The 16,346-nt window shown below is 73.6% G+C and carries 7 protein-coding genes; 6 read left to right on the forward strand and 1 reads right to left on the reverse strand.

The window, feature by feature from the left end; all coding sequences use genetic code 11:
- Window positions 1-67 precede the first annotated feature (67 nt).
- The 5 genes from ABD331_RS15485 (at window position 68) to ABD331_RS15505 (ending at window position 7,346) form a co-directional block, all read left to right on the forward strand.
- Window positions 68-1,012, forward strand: a complete 945-nt coding sequence (locus tag ABD331_RS15485; protein ID WP_344475078.1) for an alpha/beta hydrolase — start codon at window positions 68-70, stop codon at window positions 1,010-1,012.
- Window positions 1,013-1,080: 68 nt separating this feature from the next.
- Complete coding sequence (locus tag ABD331_RS15490; RefSeq protein WP_344475080.1) at window positions 1,081-3,333, forward strand: helix-turn-helix domain-containing protein; 2,253 nt, start codon at window positions 1,081-1,083, stop codon at window positions 3,331-3,333.
- A 247-nt stretch (window positions 3,334-3,580) separates the two neighbouring features.
- A complete protein-coding gene (locus ABD331_RS15495) occupies window positions 3,581-4,246 on the forward strand; it encodes an alpha/beta fold hydrolase (protein ID WP_344475082.1) in 666 nt (221 codons plus the stop codon).
- Between the two features lie 48 nt (window positions 4,247-4,294).
- Window positions 4,295-5,593: an MFS transporter gene (locus ABD331_RS15500; RefSeq protein WP_344475084.1), complete on the forward strand. Its 1,299-nt coding sequence runs from the start codon at window positions 4,295-4,297 to the stop codon at window positions 5,591-5,593.
- Between the two features lie 178 nt (window positions 5,594-5,771).
- Window positions 5,772-7,346, forward strand: coding sequence for a phosphodiester glycosidase family protein (locus ABD331_RS15505; protein ID WP_344475086.1), 1,575 nt, complete (start codon window positions 5,772-5,774; stop codon window positions 7,344-7,346).
- A gap of 4 nt (window positions 7,347-7,350) precedes the next feature.
- Here the strand turns inward: ABD331_RS15505 and ABD331_RS15510 are convergent, their stop codons facing one another.
- Entirely contained in the window at window positions 7,351-12,852 is a 5,502-nt protein-coding gene (locus ABD331_RS15510) for a caspase, EACC1-associated type (RefSeq protein ID WP_344475088.1), read from the reverse strand.
- Window positions 12,853-13,108: 256 nt separating this feature from the next.
- On the opposite strand from ABD331_RS15510, the gene ABD331_RS15515 reads away from it, so the two are divergent.
- Window positions 13,109-16,342 (forward strand): GH92 family glycosyl hydrolase, encoded by a 3,234-nt coding sequence (locus tag ABD331_RS15515; protein ID WP_344475090.1) that lies wholly within the window; start codon window positions 13,109-13,111, stop codon window positions 16,340-16,342.
- Window positions 16,343-16,346: the final 4 nt, after the last annotated feature.

Below are 16,346 nucleotides of genomic sequence, written 5' to 3' on the forward strand. Positions count from 1 at the left end.
CGAATGACTGGCCTCTTGACTTCTCCTAGCATCGGCGGACGCATCGCACCAGCTCTTGGAGCCGTCAATGAGCAAACCCGTCCTGGAGCCGGCCGCCCGGGCCTTCGCCGATGCCACCGCCCGCCCTCCGTACCTGCGTGACCTGCCGCTCGAAGCGGGCCGCCGGGCCCTGGCCGAGGTCCAGCGCCCGGACATCCGCGTACCGGGCGTCAGCCGGCGGCCGGTCGAGGGCACCAGGCTCATCGTCTTCCGTCCCGAGCCCGCCGCAGGTCCCCTGCCGGTGGTGCTCTACCTGCACGACGACTGGGTCTTCGGCGGTGAGCACGCCCACGGGCGGCTGGCCCGCGAGCTGGCCCGCGAGTCAGGGGCGGCGACGGTGTTCCTCGACTACGGCCTGTCGCCCGAGGCCCGCTACCCTCTGGCGCTCGGCGAAGGGGAGGCGGCGCTGGACTGGATCGCCGCGCACGGCGGCGCCCACGGCCTGGACGCCACGAGGATCGCGGTGGCCGGCGGCAACCTGGCCGCCGCGCTCGCCCTGACCGCCCGCGAGCGGCTGGCCGCGCAGGTGCTGCTGTGCCCGGCCACGGACGCGTTCTGCGACACCGGCTCCTACCGCGAGTTCGCCGAGGGCTACTGCCTGCGCGCCGACGGCATGCGCTGGTGCTGGGAGCAGTACCTCACGCGTCCCGAACTGCGCGCCGAGATCACCGTCTCGCCGTCGCGGGCCCCGGTGGGCCGACTCGCCGGGCTGCCGCCGGCCCTGGTCGTCCTCGCCGAGGCCGACGTGCTGCGCGACGAGGGCGAGGCCTACGCCGCCAAGCTGCGCGAGGCGGGCGTGCCCGTGACGGCGGTGCGTTACCAGGGCGTCATCCACGGGTTCCTCACGCTCAACGCGCTGCGCGGCACCCACGCCGCCCAGGCGGCGATCGACCAGGCCGGGCGCTTCCTGGCGCGGGCACTCGGCACTGCCGGACGTCCGGCGCTCTTGGGCAGGACGGGGCCTTCCCCGTAAGCTTCGGGTGATCTCCATCGGATCGCGGCGAAGGAGCACCGATCAACGCGACCCCCAGCTTCGGGCAGGTGCTGCGGCGCCACCGCCGCGCGGCACGCCTGACGCTGGAGCAGCTCGCCGAGGCCTCGGGCGTGAGCGACCGGACGCTGTCCGACATGGAGCGCGGCCGCAGCAAGGGCCCGCAGCACCGCACCGTCGTCGCGGTGGCCGACGCGCTCGGCCTGGCCGGCGCCGACCGCCGGCAGCTCGTCGAGCTGGCCCGCGAAGGCCGCCTGCGCGACCACTGGAGCCGCCCGACCGGGCTGTGCGAGCTGCCCCGCACCGTCGACGACTTCACCGGCCGCACCGCCGAGCTGGCCTGGATCGACGAGCTGGTGCGCGCGGGCGACGCGTTCGGCGCCGCGGGCGTGGGGCTCGTCACCGGCTCCGCCGGGCTGGGCAAGACCACGCTGGCCATCCGCGCCGCGCACGCCCTGCGGCCGGGCTTCCCCGGCGGGGTGTTCTTCCTCGACCTGTTCGGCATGTCTCCCCAGCCCCTGCCCGTCGAGGAGGCGCTGGCCGCCCTGCTGCGCGCACTCGGCAGCACCGACCAGCAGATCCCTGGCGACCTGGCCGGGCGCGCCTCCCTGTACCGGTCCCTGCTGCGCGACCGGCGTGTCCTCGTCGTGCTCGACAACGCCGCCTCCGAGGAGCAGGTCAGGCCGCTGCTGCCGGGCGGCGGCCTGGGCAAGGCCCTGGTGACCAGCCGCCGCCTGCTGGCCGGTCTGGAAGGGGTGCGCAGGCTCAGCCTCGGGCCCCTGCCCCTGCTGGAGGCGAGCGAGCTGCTGACCGCGATACTCAAGGACCGCGGCGACTGCGACGAGGGCTCGGCCGTCTGGCAGCTCGCGCAACTGTGCGGCGGGCTGCCCCTCGCGCTCAGGATCGCCGGGAACCGGCTGGTCAGCCGCCCCGGCTGGAACGCCGCCGACCTCGCCGCCCGGCTGGCGAACGAGGAGCGCCGCCTCGACCAGCTGAGCGCGGGCGACCTCAGGATCGCGACGGCGTTCGGGCTGTCGTACGAGCAGCTCGCCGCCCCCACGCGGCGGCTCTTCCGCCGGCTCGCCCTGGTGCCGGGGCGCGGCTTCGACGCCGCGCTCGCCGCCGTGCTGGACGGCACCTCGACCGAAGGCGCGTGGGACGCCCTCGACGAGCTCGTCGACCTCGGCCTGCTGCAGGACGCCACGGCGGGGCGCTACCGCTTCCACGACCTGGTCCGGCTGTTCGCCCGCGACCGGCTCAAGGAGGAGGAGAGCGCGGCCGGGCGCGAGGCGATCACGCTGACGATGACGTCGTGGCTGGTGCGGATGGCCACCCTCGCCGGGCGGTGGTTCGAGCCCGCGCACGGCCGTCCCGACCCCTGCCCCGCAGGCCTGTCCACGCCGGACGAGGCCGCGCACTGGCTGCGCGTGAACGTGGACAACTGGCTGGGCGCGTTACGCCGGCTGGCGGAACTCGGCCGGCACACCGAGGTCCTCGACTGCGCCGAGTCGATGAACTGCTTCTCCGACCGGTGGATGCACGCGCCGCACTGGTACGAGGTCTTCACCCTCGGCGCCGGGGCCGCCGCCGCCCTGGGCGACCCGGTCAGGCAGGCGGCGCAGCACAACCTGCTGGCCTGGGTCCACCTGGTGCCGCGGGACGACCCGGAGACGGCGCTGCGCCACACGGACCAGGCGATGGAGCTGGCCGTCCGCGGCGGCGACACCGAGCAGATCGCCCTGACCCAGCACAACGCCGGGGGCGCGTTACGGCGGCTCGGGCGGCTCGACGAGGCCATCGCGGCCGAGACGCGGGCGGCGGAGACGTTCAAGGCCCGCGGTGACATCGACACCTACTGCCAGTGCCTCGGCGCCCTCGGCACCTGCCTGCGCGACGCCGGCCGCCACGCCGAGGCGCTGGAGCAGTACCTGGGGCTGCTCCAGTTGCTCGACGACGGCCAATCGGGGATGACGCCTAGCGCCACGGCGTTCATCCGGCCGATCGCGCTGGCCCGTGTCGGGGAGTGCCTGGGGCTTCTCGGGCGGCGGGCCGAGGCGATCAGCACGCTCAGCGAGGCGATCGGTCTCATGGAGCGGGCCCAGATGCCCGCCCCGCAGGCGCGCGCCCTGGAGACGCTGGCCGCGTCGCTGGGCGACGAGGGCCGGGGCGGTGAGAGCCGCGCCGCCTACGCGCGGGCGGCGGAGGTGTACGAGGCCATCGGAGACGCCGAGGCGAGCCGTTGCTGCCGCGCCCTGGCCGACGCCACCCCTGACGCCTCCGCCCCTGACGACGCAGCCCCCTGACGGCACCGCACGCTGACAGCGCCGCACGCTGACGGCACCGCACGCTGACGGCGCCGTCGCCTGCTCCGTGCCCCCGATCCGCCCCGTTCCGCGCCGCGTCCGCGCCGCGTCCGCGCCCGTTCCGCGCCCGTTCCGTGCCGTGTTCTGCGTCCTGTTCTGCGTGGTGCTGCGGCGGGCGCGCCACTTCGATGGGAGGCACCGGGACAGGCGCAGGGCCTGTGCCCCCGTCCAACCCCAGGAGCGGCCAGTGACCACCATCGGCGACATCGTGCTCGTAGCCGGTGGCTTCGTGGACGGATCCGGCTGGAGGGCCGTCCACGACGAGCTGACCAGGGACGGCCTCCGCGTCCACATCGTGCAGCTCCCGACGCGGTCGCTGCGCGACGACGTCGCGGTGACCCGCCGGGCCCTGGACGGCCTCGACGGCCCGGCCGTCCTGATCGGCCACTCCTACGGCGGGGTCGTCATCACCGAGGCGGGCACCCACCCCAACGTCGCGTCCCTGGCGTACGTCGCCGCGTTCGCCCCCGACCGGGGCGAGTCGGCCCGCACGCTCATCACCCCGCCGGCGCCGCCCGTCCGCCCTCCCGTGGAGGGCTTCCTGTTCCTCGACCGCGACAGGTTCGCCACCTCCTACGCCGCCGACCTGCCCGACCGGATGGCCGCGTTCATGGCCGACTCCCAGGTCCCCTTCGGGGTGGCGGCGCTCGGCGGGCGGGTCACCGAACCGGCCTGGCGGCACAGGCCGAGCTGGTACCTCGTGGCGACCGAGGACCGGATGATCCCCACGCCTGCCCAGCACCTGATGGCCGAGCGCGCCGGCGCGACGACCGTCGAGGTCATCGGCAGCCACGCCGTCCACATCTCCCAGCCCGCCGCGGTCGCCGACCTCATCCGCCAGGCCGCCGAGTGACAGCGGCCTGGCGGGCCCTGACGACAGGAGACAGAAGTGACACAGGAAGTGACGAGGAGACCTCTGACGAAAGCCGCGGTCATCGGCACCGCGCTCGAGTTCTACGACCACGCCCTCTTCGGCCTGGGCGCGGCCATCGTCTTCGACAAGCAGTTCTTCCCGGCCGGCATGCCCGTCGCGGGAGCCCTCGGCGCGTTCGCCGCCTTCGCGGTCGGGTTCCTGGCCCGCCCCATCGGCGGTGTCGTGTTCGCCCATTTCGGTGACCGGGTCGGGCGCAAGCCCATGCTGGTCATGACGCTGCTGCTGATGGGGCTGTCCACGGTCGGCATCGGGCTGCTGCCCACCTACGAGCAGGCCGGCGTCGCGGCGCCCGTCCTGCTGACGCTGCTCCGGCTGGCCCAGGGGTTCGGCGCGGGAGCGGAGTACGCCGGCGCCCTGGTCATGGTGGCCGAGTCCAGCGACCCCCGCCGGCGCGGCCTGTGGGCCTCGCTTCCCGGCGCAGGCGTGCAGCTCGGCATCCTGACCGCCACGCTGGTCTTCACCGCGGTCACGGCGCTGCCGTCGTTCGAGACCTGGGGGTGGCGGGTGCCGTTCCTGCTCAGCATCGTGGGTGTGGGCGTGGGGCTGTTCCTCAGGTTCCAGGTGCGGGAGTCGGAGCTGTTCGAACGTGAGCGTGCGCGCGGCCTGAGCCGTTTCCCCGCGCTGGAGGTCGCCAGGCGGCAGCCGCGGATCCTGCTGATCGCCCTCGCGGCCAACGCCCCCTTCGGGGCGATCGCCTACCTGCTCAACGTCTTCGTGCTCTCCTACGTGACCAGGACGCTCGGCCTGCCGCCCGCGGTGGGGTTGTCGGCCAAGCTGCTCGCCTCGGCGGTGGCGATCGCGGTCACGCCGCTGTTCGGGCTGCTGTCCGACCGCGTCGGCCGCCGTCCCGTCTTCCTCGGCTGCGCGCTCTTCCTGGGCGCCTTCGCCTTCCCGATGTTCCGGATGGTCGACACCGGCCACCCCGCGCTGGTGATCCTCGCGGTCACGGTCGGGTACGGCGTGTGCGTCTCCGGGATGTTCGCCGTGCTGGCGTCGCTGCTCACCGAGCTGTTCGACACCCGCTACCGCTACAGCGGCGTCGCCATCGCCCGTGAGTGGACGGCGGCGCTGACCAGCGGGCCCGCCCCGCTCGTGGCGACCGCCCTGGTGGCGGGCGCCGGCGGCGCGTCCTGGCCGATCGCCCTCCTGCTGGTGGTCTGCGCGGCGGCCACCGCCGTCGCCGCCCTGCTCGCCCCGGAGACCCGCCGCCGCGACCTGACCGAGAACGTGAGCGAACCCCGGGTCCGGGCAGGTGCGGCCGTCTGACCGACGGCCGCCGGTCCGCTCGGATCCGGCGTCGGTCCGGCCGGGGAGCCCTTGACCCGTGCCGCGCGCCGATCTTCGACGCTGTTCACCTGGGTGCTCCACGGCCGGCGCCCGCCGTTCACCAGCGGGCCCTTGACTGCCCTGGCAGAGCAAGTTCGCACGGGATCCAAGGACGTACATGCACCGCAACACCCTCTCCGCCGTCGCGGCGGCAGTGACCCTGCTGGCCGCGAGCGCCGCTCCCGCCGCAGCGGCGGCCACGCCGCGGGACTCCTTCTTCGGCGGGCGGCTGCCGCTGAGCGCGCCGCCGGTGACCTCGACGGTGGCGCCCGGCGTGACGCTGACCTCGATGTCGCTCGGCGCCAAGGACGCCGGCGACTACTGGACCGTCCACGTGTACCTGCCGGGCGCGATCGACGGGCCGCTCAACACTGCCGCCACCGCGCTGGGCGCCAGGGAGATCGCCGACCGGGTGGCGGGCGCCCTGCGCGAGAAGGGGTTCGAGCCGCGCGTGGAGGAGGTCGTCACGCCCGCGTTCGCCGACCGCCCTGCCGGCCCGCTCGGCTGGACGGTGCGGATCGGCCAGTACGCCGGCAGCGCCGAGGCGGCCACCGCCCTGTCCGCGATCAGGGCGGCCGGCTTCGCGGGCGGCACCCGCTACACCGCCCAGGACGGAACCGACCCGGGGGCGCCGCAGCAGGTGCACGTGCTCCGGGTGGACTTCCGGCAGTTCGGCGGCACGGTCGGCACCGACTTCGGGGCCGCGCTGAACGGCACGGAGAAGCTGACGGACCTGGCCGCCGCGGCGGGCGCGGTGGCGGGCGTCAACGCGCAGTGGTTCTACAACAGCGCGCCGGGCGGCATGTACGTCAAGGACGGCAAGCTGATCGGCTCCGCCACCCAGGGCCGCGCCGGAATCAAGATCACCCGGGGTGGCCGGTCGGTGGACGTGGACACGTACACCGCCCACGTGACCCTGCGGGCCGGCCGGGACACCGTCGAGATCGACGGCGTCAACCGGGTGCCCGGCGAGATCTACAACTGCGGCGGCGTCGGCGGCGACCTGCCCACGGAGAAGCCGCAGCACGACCTGAAGTGCACCGACGCCGACGAGCTGGTGCTGTTCACCCCCGAATGGGGCAAGCCGCCCGCCGGTGCGGGCGCCGAGGTCGTGCTGGACGCGCGCGGCACGGTCACCGCCGTGAACGCCTCACGCGGGACGGCGGTGCCCGCCGGCGGGACCACGATCCAGGCCATCGGCGACAGCGCGGCCTGGCTGCTGGAGCACGCCGAGCCCGGCGACCGGCTCAAGGTGAGCGAACGCGTCGAGGACGGCAGGGGCCGCCGGGTCGCGCTCACCCCCGACACCACGATCCTCCAGGTCGGGCCCTCCCTCGTCCGGGACGGCCGGGTGTCGGTCAACGCGTCCGGCGACGGCGTGATCCGGGAGGGCACCGACCAGACGTTCACCTACAACTGGACCGTCCGGGCCAACCCCCGCTCGATGATCGGGATGGACGAGCGGGGCCGGCTGATGCTGGTGGTCGTGGACGGCCGGCAGGACGGGTACAGCGAGGGGCTCGGGGTGGCGCAGACGGCCGAGCTGATGAAGCTGCTCGGGGCCCGGGAGGCGATGAACCTCGACGGGGGCGGGTCGAGCGTCATGGTGACGTCGGGCGGCGGGATCGTGAACCGGCCGTCGGACGCGACGGGGCAGCGGTCGCTGGGGAACGTGTTCCTGGTCCGGCCGTAGGGCTTCAGGGGTGGCAGGCCTCTCGTACGGAGAGGTCGCCGAGGTGGCGGCTCCACTCGGGGGTGTTGTGCAGGCGGGCGGCCAGCCGTTCGCACGCGGTCGTGTCGCCGGGTGGGGCCGGCAGCCGCCACACCTGGAGGTCGCCGGCGGGGTCCAGCGCGACGAGCGTTCTCCCATGGCCGTCCAGGGCGATGCCCGGCGCTTCCGCCGAGAGGCCGAACAACTGGGGTCCGAGCTGGCCCTGGGCTGCCACCGACCAGATGCGCGCGTGCCCCTCCGCGTCGACGCTGGCGATCGTCGTCTGGTCGTTGCTGACCGCCACGCCGCGTACCTCGCTGCGATGGCCGGCCAGGAGGTGGCCGAGCTGGTCGGAGGCGCGGACGTCCCAGGTCCACACGTCCCCGCCCGAGCCGCCGCCCACCAGAGCCCGGCTGTCGGCGCTGAGCGCCACTTGGCGGATCGCGCCTTTGAGGCCGGTGAAGGAGCGTGGCGCGGCGCCGTCGATCGGATCCCACACCAGCACGCCGGAGGAGTAGGTGGCGGCAGCGAGCACCTTTCCGTCGCCGCCGAGCGCCACGTCCCTGACCTTGTCGGGGGCGGTCAGGAGTTTCGTGGCGGGCCGATCGGGCCGATCGGGGTCCCACGACCAGACGGCGCCCTGGCTGTCGTAACCGACCAGGGTGCCGCCGTCGGCGCTGACCGCCACCCCGGCGATCGGCATCGGGCCGCGCAGGGCCCGGCCGGGTGTGGCCGGTGAGGTGGCGTCCCAGATCCACGCGGTTCCCTTGACGTCGGCGCCGGCGAGCAGGCGGCCGTTCTCGCTCATCGCGATGTCGGCGATGGCCAGGCGGTGGCCGGTGAAGGGGCGGCTGTGCTCGGCGGGGCGGGTGAGATTCCATCGCCAGAGCGTGCCCTCCGCGCCGCGCGTCACCGCGAACCTGCCGTCGGCGGTCAGCAGCACGTTGCGGACGGCCCCGAGATAGCCGCCGAACAGCCTGGCCTGCCGGTCGGGCGAGGAGACCTGCCACAGCCAGACGGCGCTGTCCTGGCCGGCGCCGTCAGGATAGGTGGTTGCCATGCTGATGACCGTGTCACCGCCGGGGCTGACGTCGATGAGATCGATCGTCCCCTGCTGCCCCGTCAGCGCCCGGGGCCGGTCCGGTGCCGTGGTGTCCCAATGCCAGACTTGCCGGTCGGACTCCTCTGCCGTGGTCAGCGCCTCGACGCCGCGCCCCTCCGCGCTCAGCCGAATCATCCGCACCTTCTCCGCCTGGCCGCTCAGGCGCCGCGGCCTGCCGGGGTCGGCGGTGTTCCACAACCAGGTCTGGGCGCCGTTGGCGGTCGTGGCGACCGCGGTTCTGCCGTCCGCGCTGAGATCGAACTGGTCCACCTGCCCGAGCTGCCCGGTCAGCCGGACGGGTGCGTCCGCTCTGACGACGTGCCGCAGCACGAGCTCGTCGCCGCCGGACGCCTTGATCAATACCCGGCCGTCCGCGCTCATCGGCAGGCGCGACGCCGTCAGATTCACTTCGCCGCGCACCTGCCGGGGCTTGCCGGGCTCCTCGACGGACCAGGCGAGGAACCTGTCGCTCACCTCACTGCCCTCCTCGTCGGCGGCCGGCGCGGCCACGATCGTGCCGTCGGCGCTGATGTACAGGCGCGAGCTGCCGAGCATGCCGGAGATCCGCAGGTTCACGTCGGGCTTTCCGTCCCGCCACACCCGCAGCCTGTCCGTGGCCGACGGACCTCGGAGGACGCAGACCACCGCCTTCCCGTCCGCACTCACCGCCATCCGCTGGATGACGCCGTCGAAACCGGTCAGCGGCCGCGCCACCGACGGCGACGTCACGGACCACGACCACAGGCGCGAGCGATCCGTCTCCGCCGATGTCGTGGCCGCGAGGACCGTCTTCCCATCAGGGCTCAGAGCCACCGTGGCGATGCGACCGTCGTGACCGGTCAGCTGTCGCGTCGCCCCTGATCTCCCGAGGCGCGACACCCATCCATTGCCGCCGGCGGAGGCCGCCATGGCGGTGCCGTCGTCGCTCAACGCCAGCGAGGTGAGCGGGACCTGAGTGTCCAGCATCCGCCCGGTGCGATGGGGAGCGGCCAGGTCCCACAGGGTGACGCGCTCGTCCTCCATGGCGGCGACGAGGGTTTTGCCGTCGCCGGACATCAGAACGTTCGATAGCCCATCCTGGTTGTCAGGCAGGTGGTGTGGCAGCAGGTCGGGCCGGGTGACGTCCCAGACCCACACCTCCTCGTTGGCGGTGCCGAGGAGACTGGTGCCGGCCATCTGCGCCTCGAAGCTGCCGAACAGCTCCGTCGGAGCTCTCAGTGTGGTCGGCTCGTCCGTCGTCATGGTGTTCCAGAACCTCGGAACGGTCCCGTCCGCCACGATCGTGCCGTCGGCGTTCATCGCGACCGTTCCGAACGAACCCATGATGGTGGACAGCACCCGGGGCTGCCCGCCGTCCTTCCACATCCGTATCGTCTGCTTGTCCCCGTCGCTTGCGTTGTCGCTCACCGGGACGCTCGTGATCGCCACGATGGTGTTCCCGTCGGCGCTCATGGCGAGATCGCTCACCCTTACCCGCCCGGAGACCAGGCGTCGTGGACGATCCGGCGCATCGGCGCCGTAGACCCAGAGGCTGCCTGTATAGCCGTCGTCCACCGCGCTCATGACCGCGACCGTCCCGCCATCGCGGCTCAGGAGCACCTTGGCGGCCACGCCCTGGTAGCCCGTCAGGCGTCGCGGCGGGTCCGCTGAGGTGGTCGGGCAGAGCCAGAGCTCCCTGGCATTGTCGGCCCGCAGGACTGCCGCGACGAGCGTCCCGCCGTCGGCGCTCAGCGCCATGCCGTAGGTTCCCGGGCAGCTCGACAGCGGCTTGATCGCCGACGGCGCCGTGGCCTGCCACAGCTCCGCGGGGGCCTGCCGCGCGAGGTCGTCGTCGACCCACGTGGAGATCACCATGGTCCGGCCGTCCGCGCTCATGAGGGCGTCCATCATGGACACCTCGGGACCGTGGTGCTCGGTCACCCGCTGGGGCTGGCTCGGGGACTCCTCGCGCCAGAGCCACTGCTGATAGCCGCCGAAGTCGTCGAGGGTGGTCGCCGAGACCGTCCTGCCATCCGCGCTCACCAGCAGTTCCTGAACCGCTCCTTCCTGACCGGTGAGCACCGTCCGCAGCGGGCTGTCCAGCGCGTTGCGCATGCTCAGCCCCGCCTCCGCCGTCGGCGCCGTGTGCCACGCCTGGACGGCCAGCGCCTCGGAGAGCCTGGTGTCGGTGCTGCCCGCGCTGATGCTCTGCGCCGCCAGCTCCCGTGACAGCGACCGGTCCCGTTCGACGGCGGCGTTGCGCGCGGCGACCGCCGCCGTCACCCCGCCCGCCAGCGAGATGAGCAGGATCACCACGAGTGACGCCACGGACAGGGTGCGGAGGCGGGCGGCGCGGGCGGCGGCGAGCTGGCTGGCCTCCAGGAAGCGGGCCGGGACGTCGCCCAGGGGCGGGTAGCGGCCGGGGTTGGCGCGCCAGGTTTCCCGTGCCTGTTCCACGGCGGTCAGGCGGGTGCCCTGGTAGAGGTAGGAGGGGTCGCCGTCGTGCGCGTCCCAGACGCGGGCGTCGTCGGTGAGCTGCTGGCGCAGCAGGAGGGTGGCGCGGTCGGACTCGACCCACTCCTGGAGCTGCGGCCAGCCGCGGATGAGCGCCTCGTGGGCGAGCTGGACGCCGTACTCGTCCACGGTGACGAGGCGGGCGTCGACGAACCTGTCCAGCACCTCCCGCGCCGTCGCGTGCTCGGCCGCGGATTCTGCCGGGGGCAGCAGCTCGGCCTCGGGGACCTTGCGGCGGGTGTGCATGGAGTCCTCGCCGAGCCGTACGAGGCGGGGCAGCAGCCGTCTGGCCATGTCCTGGCCGGGCAGCACGATGTGGGACAGGGTGGCGTCGGCGGTGCGGGCCAGCGCGCCGGCGATGCCGCCGGTGGCGTGGTAGCCGGCCAGGGTGAGGCGGCGGCCGTCGCGGTTCTGCCAGGTGGCGAGCAGGGCGTGGGACAGCAGCGGGAGGATGCCCGCCGACTCGACCACGGCGATCTCCGAGCCGAGCTCGCGCAGCAGCAGGGGCACCAGGCCGGCTTCGAGTTCGAGCCCGGCGGCGGCGGCCGGGCCTTCGATGGCCTGCCTGAGCTGGCCGGGTGTCATGGGGCCGACCACGACGGGGTGTTCCAGGGCTGCGTGCAGCTCGGCGTGGCGGGCGCAGTGGCCGAAGAAGTCGGCGCGCACGCCGATGACGACGACCGCGCCGCTCGCGCGCAGCGCGCGGATGAAGGTGCGGCGCGCGGCCTCGTCCCGGCAGGCGGTGAAGACCTCCTCGAACTGGTCGACGATGAGGACGGGCGGCCCGCCCTCGCCGGTCAGGAGGCCGCGGAACGCGGCCGGGTCCTCCTCCAGCGACGGGCGCGCGCCGGGTGCGGCGAACGCCCTGAGCAGCTCCCCCACCGGGTCGGAGCCGGGGTGCAGCAGCTTCACCCGGGTGCGCGAGGTCGTCAGCGCAGGGATCAGCCCGGCCCGCAGCAGCGACGACTTGCCCGCGCCCGACGCGCCCGTCACGATCAGCGGCCCCGGCCTGCCCGCCAGCTCCGCCACCCGGTTGACGAGCGTGCGGATGAGGTCGGCGCGGCCGAAGAAGTAGCCGGCGTCGTCGGGCCCGAAGGAGGCCAGCCCCCGGTACGGGCTGAAGGAGTCGTCGGGCGCCCCCGGTTTGGCGGCCTGGTTGCGGCACAGGCGGGCCTGCTCGTCGAAGTCCGCCGCGACGTGCCGGGGCCTGGGCAGCCCGGCGTCGGTGAGCGTCCTGGTGAGGGCGGCGCGGCAGTCCCTGAGGGTGAGGGTCGCGGGGGCGGTGGGGTCGCCCTCGTCCAGCAGCTTGATCAGCGCGCCGCTGAAGGCGGTGTGGGGGCGGCCTGGCGGTGACCAGGCCTGTTCGTTGCGGCTGGCGGCGGTCAGGATGTAGAGGCCGTGGCGGCTGGTGTCGAAGAGCTCGTCCATGGCGCGGGCGACGGCGCCGGCCCGGCCGGAGTAGCAGCAGTCGAGGACGAGCAGGGTGCGGGCGGCCCTGCCTGCCGTGAGGGCGTCGGTGATCGTCCGGTAGGGCAGCGCCTGGTACTCGGCGGGCCCGTCGTTGACGTCCACGGTGGCGGCGGTGGCCAGGTGGAGTCTGCCGTCGGCGGTGACCACGCCGTGCCCGACGTAGTAGACGAGCAGGACGTCCTCGGCCTGGCGGGCGGCCTCGTAGAGCGCCTCGGCGACCTGGGCGGGCCCTTCTGGGTCGAGCAGGGACGTCACGGCGGCCGGGTCGAGTCCGGCCCTGTCGACGAGGCAGCGGCGCAGGGCGGTGATGGTGGCGGCGACGGCGGGAAGGCCGGGCAGCCGGGATCCAGGCCCGTGGCGGCCACTGCCGATCAGGAGGACGCGGGTCCCGGGCGCGGCCAGCAACAGCCCGCCTTCGGCCATGAGACCTCCCCTGCGCAGGCCAGGGCGAGTACCCGCATATCGCCGCCGATCGCCGGAGCGCTACATGACAGCGTTGTCTTGACAGGACCGCCCGGCGTTTGGCACGTTCTGGGTTGACAACGTTGTCAGCCCTGCTGCACGGAAAGGTCCGGATCCCATTTCCCCTTCAGACACGCTGCCCGCGGAGGAAGGCGCGGTCTTCGCCACCTCCTTCGAGCCCGGCGACCCGCGACCGGCCTCGGTCGGCACCGGCGGCATGCGCACCCAGGTGGGCGCGGGCCCGGCGGGCGGCCACGTCTCCAAGCAGGGGGCGGGTTTCACGGGGCTGCGGGCCCTGGAGTACGCGGGCCGCACCGGCCGTCACACGAACCAGGTGTTCGAGGTGGACATCCCCGTGACGCCCGCCATGGAGCTGTCGTACGTGGTCTTCCCCGAGTTCACGGCCGCCGACCCGGGCTACCCCAGCACGTACGTCTCGGTGGACCTGGCCTTCGCGGACGGCACCCGCCTCAGCGACCTGGCGGCCGTGGACCAGCACGGCGTCCTGCTCGCCCCGAGGGAGCAGGGCGAGTCCAAGACCCTCTACGCCGACCAGTGGAACTTCAAGCGCGCCTGGATCGGGCGGGTGGCCGGGGGCAAGCGGATCACCGGCATCCTGGTGGCCTACGACGGCCCGGCGGGGGCGGCGGAGTTCCGCGGCTGGGTGGACGACATCAAGATCGTCTCGGAGCGGAGGCGGCAGCCGTACGACGGCCGTCCCGCACGTCTGGAGTCCCCTTCCGACCACGTGGTGACCACCAGGGGCACGCACTCCACCGGCGGTTTCTCGCGCGGCAACAACTTCCCCGCGACCGCCGTCCCGCACGGGTTCAACTTCTGGACGCCGATGACCGACGCGGGCTCGACGAGCTGGGTGTACGAGTACCACCGCGCCAACGACGACGCCAACCTGCCGCGGATCCAGGCGTTCACGGCCGGCCACGCGCCGAGCCCGTGGATGGGCGACCGGCAGACGTTCCAGTTCATGCCGTCGGCGGCCGAGGGCACGCCTGACCCGTCGCGCGCCGCCCGCGCGCTGGCGTTCCGGCACGAGCGCGAGGTGGCGCACCCGCACCTGTACGCGGTCACGTTCGACAACGGCGTCAAGGCGGAGATCGCGCCGGCCGACCACGCGGCGCTGGCCCGCTTCACCTTCCCCGGCGCCGAGGCGAAGCTGATCTTCGACAACGTGAACGACGGTGGCGGCCTCACCCTCGACCTCGCCGCCGGCGTGGTCACCGGCTACTCGGACGTGCGCAGCGCCTTGTCCACCGGCGCGACGCGGATGTTCTACTACGCCGTCTTCGACAGGCCGGTCACCGGCGGCGGCAGGCTGACCGGCCAGGGCCGCGACAACGTGCTCGGCTACCTCGCCTTCGACGCGGGCCCGGCGCGCACGGTCGGCATGCGCATCGCGTCCTCGCTGATCAGCGTGGCGCAGGCGAGGAGGAACCTGGAGCTGGAGATCGCCGCCTCCGACACGCTGGAGACGGTCAGCGAGCGGGCCCGCCGGGCGTGGGACGCCAAGCTGGGCGTCATCGAGGTGGAGGGGGCGAGCCAGGACCAGCTCTGCACGCTCTACTCCAACCTGTACCGGCTGTTCCTGTATCCGAACTCGGGCTTCGAAAACACCGGGACGGCCGCCGCGCCCGTCCACCGGCACGCCGTGCAGTCGGCCACCGGCACCCCGCCCAGCACTCCTGCGGAGACGGGCGCGCGGGTGGCGGACGGGAAGGTGTACGTCAACAACGGCTTCTGGGACACCTACCGGACGACGTGGCCCGCGTACGCGCTGCTGACGCCGAGCATGGCGGGCGAGATGGCGGCCGGGTTCGTCCAGCAGTACCTGGACGGCGGCTGGATCTCGCGCTGGTCGTCGCCGGGGTACGCCGACCTGATGGTCGGCACCAGCTCCGACGTGGCCTTCGCCGACGCGTACCTGAAGGGGGTGCGGGGGTTCGACGCCGAGGCCGCGTACGCCGCCGCGCTCAAGAACGCCACGGTCGTGCCGCCGAACCCGAACGTGGGCCGCAAGGGCCTGGCCACGGCCACGTTCCTCGGGTACACCGCCATCGGGTCCGCGGACGAGGCGCTGTCGTGGGCGCTGGACGGCTACATCAACGACTTCGGCATCGCGAACCTGGCCCAGGCCCTGGCCGGGCGCGCCACGGGCGCGAAGCGGGCCCGCTACCTGGAGGAGCACGAGTACTTCCGCGACCGGGCGCTCAACTACGTGCACCTGTTCGACCCGGCCGTGGGCTTCTTCCAGGGCAGGAACGCCGACGGCTCGTTCCGCCACCAGCCCGGCGCCTACGACCCGCGCGTCTGGGGCTTCGACTACACCGAGACCAACGGCTGGAACATGGCCTTCCACGCGCCGCACGACGGCCGCGGCCTGGCCAATTTGTACGGCGGCAGGGACGGGCTGGCCGCCAAGCTGGACGCGTTCTTCGCCGAGCCGGAGACGGCGCTGTTCCCCGGCTCGTACGGCGGCCTCATCCACGAGATGCTCGAGGCCAGGGACGTGCGCATGGGCCAGTACGGCCACAGCAACCAGCCCTCGCACCACATCGCCTACATGTACGACTACGCGGGCCGGCCGTGGCGGACGCAGGCCAGGGTGCGCGAGGTGCTGTCGCGGCTGTACCTGGGGAGCGAGATCGGCCAGGGCTACCCGGGCGACGAGGACAACGGGGAGATGTCGGCCTGGCAGGTGTTCTCCGCGCTCGGCTTCTACCCGCTGCAGATGGGCAGCCCGTACTACGCGATCGGGTCGCCGCTGTTCGAGAAGGCGACGGTGCGGCTGGAGAACGGGCGGGAGCTGGTCGTCAGGGCGCCTGGCAACAGCGGGCGGAACGTGTACGTGCAGGGGCTCAAGGTCAACGGGGAGCGGTACGACCTGGCGTACCTGCCGCACGACCTGATCGCCCAGGGCGGCGAGCTGGTCTTCGAGATGGGTCCCGAACCGTCGCGGTGGGGCACCGGCGAGGACGCCGCGCCGCCGTCCATCACCCGCGGCGACCGCGTCCCCGCGCCACTGGGCGACGTCACAGGACCCGCCGGGGGTGTCGCGTCCGGCGCGGGCGGCGCCGACGTGAGCGCCCTGTTCGACGACACCTCCGGCACGGAGGCGGCGCTGCCCGAGTGGGTCCGCTACGACCTGCCCGCCGGGCGGCGGGTGACCTTCTACACGCTGACCTCCGGCGCGGAGGAGGGGCGCGACCCGGCGGGCTGGGTGCTGGAGGGCTCCGCCGACGGGCGGTCGTGGCGGGTGCTGGACGAGAGGTCCGGGGAGAGCTTCCCGTGGCGGCTGCAGACGCGGCCGTTCAAGGTCGCGGAGCCGGGCGTGTACGCGCACTACCGGTTCAGGTTCGCCGGCGGGACGACGCCCGCCCTCGCCCTCGCCCTCGCCCTCGCCGAGATCGAGCTGCTCGCCCCCGCCGCCGAGTAGACGA

Origin of the sequence: Nonomuraea monospora (assembly GCF_039531895.1) — a bacterium.
GTDB lineage: Bacteria > Actinomycetota > Actinomycetes > Streptosporangiales > Streptosporangiaceae > Nonomuraea > Nonomuraea monospora.

What these genes read in the sequence shown, in the direction of transcription:
- ABD331_RS15485 (WP_344475078.1), top strand. Translation starts at nt 68, where the DNA reads ATGAGCAAACCCGTCCTGGAGCCGGCCGCCCGGGCCTTCGCCGATGCC.
- ABD331_RS15510 (WP_344475088.1), bottom strand. Translation starts at nt 12,852, where the DNA reads ATGGCCGAAGGCGGGCTGTTGCTGGCCGCGCCCGGGACCCGCGTCCTC.
- ABD331_RS15505 (WP_344475086.1), top strand. Translation starts at nt 5,772, where the DNA reads ATGCACCGCAACACCCTCTCCGCCGTCGCGGCGGCAGTGACCCTGCTG.
- ABD331_RS15515 (WP_344475090.1), top strand. Translation starts at nt 13,109, where the DNA reads ATGCGCACCCAGGTGGGCGCGGGCCCGGCGGGCGGCCACGTCTCCAAG.